The 1,319-nt window shown below is 63.6% G+C and carries 1 protein-coding gene; it reads right to left on the bottom strand.

All coding sequences use genetic code 11. The annotated features are described in order from the left end of the window. Nucleotides 1-1,319 (bottom strand): type VI secretion system tip protein TssI/VgrG (tssI, locus tag LGZ99_RS24420; RefSeq protein ID WP_262979845.1); only part of this gene is annotated, 1,319 nt, incomplete at both ends.

Below are 1,319 nucleotides of genomic sequence, written 5' to 3'. Positions count from 1 at the left end.
CTGGCGTGATAGGTGCGGCCGGTGACAATCGGCTGGTCCGGGTCGCCGTCGAGAAAGTCCACCACCACCTCCTGACCGATACGCGGGATAGCCAGCATGCCCCAGCCCTGGCCGGCCCACGGTTGCGTCACCCGTATCCAGCAGGAGCTGTGGTCGTCACTCTGGCCGTACCGGTCCCACAGAAATTGCAGCCGGATACGCCCGTACGGGTCGCAGAAGATTTCTTCCCCGGCCGGGCCGACGACTTTGGCAATCTGCGGGCCGTCCATCACCGGTTTGCGCCCCGGCCTCGGACGCCAGTGTTGATGCGCCGGGATAAAGGTGAACTGGTTGCTCATGACGGTGCCTGACTCGCCGCCGGCCTGTTCCAGCGCCTGCGGCTGGCTGCCGTTGTGGGCGACGCTGACCAGCTGCCAGAGCTGATTAAGGTCATCGCGGGGGTGGTCGGTGAGGGTGAACAGGACCCCCGGCAGCATCGCGGCGTGGTTACTGTCCCCGTGGCCGGTCAGGGCGTCATTGCGCAGGGCTTCCAGCCGGTAGCGGGTGAAATCGGCACCGTGCTGCTCGTCTTTGAAACGGCCGGGAAAATCGAAGTGTTCATAGCCGGTGTGCTGGAGAGGGTGTTCCCGCATATGGTGGCGGAACTCGGCGGCCCAGACCGGGTTTTTGAAGGTGTAATCCTTCAGTTCCACGGTGGCCGGCCGAACCTGAGCCTGCCGGGTCAGCGCGGTGACGCACAACTGCTGTGCCTGGGACGCCTCGCCCGGGTGATAGGGCAAGACCGGGCCTTTGGCGAGGGCGCCCGCCACGTCGGCGAACACCAGGGTGTTCTTGTTGCCGGTGAATTCAAAGAAGTAAAACAGGCCTTCTTCGGCGGCCAGCCGTTGCAGGAAGTCAAAGTCGGTTTCCCGGTACTGGACGCAGAATTCCCGTTCCGGGTGCGGATGGCGCAGCCGGAACGCCACATCGCGGACGCCGCTTTCTTTGAGCAGGGTGGTGAGCATGGTTTTGATATCCTGCTGCTGAAAAATCCGTGAATTCTGGCGCAGGGTGGTGCGCCACATATCGGGGCGGAGGGTCATCTCATAGCGGGTCTGATGTTTCCCGGTGTTGCCCTGAACAAAGCTGGCGACCATGCCGGTGACGGTGCGCTCGATTTTCCCGGCGCGCAGGATGGCGAGGGTGGCGCGGTTATCGAGGACCGCGGCGAAATCAATGGCCGGGTCGGCACTGGCTAAGCTGACGGTCAGCTTAAACGGGGTGGACAGGCTTTCACTGAGTGAAAACCCGGCGACGACAAAGGTGTGGGGCGGCAGGCC

This window comes from Photorhabdus temperata (assembly GCF_025384845.1).
Classification (GTDB): Bacteria; Pseudomonadota; Gammaproteobacteria; order Enterobacterales; family Enterobacteriaceae; genus Photorhabdus; species Photorhabdus temperata.
Note: the sequence above shows the minus strand (reverse complement) of the source record. Positions and strands in the feature narration are given on the sequence as shown.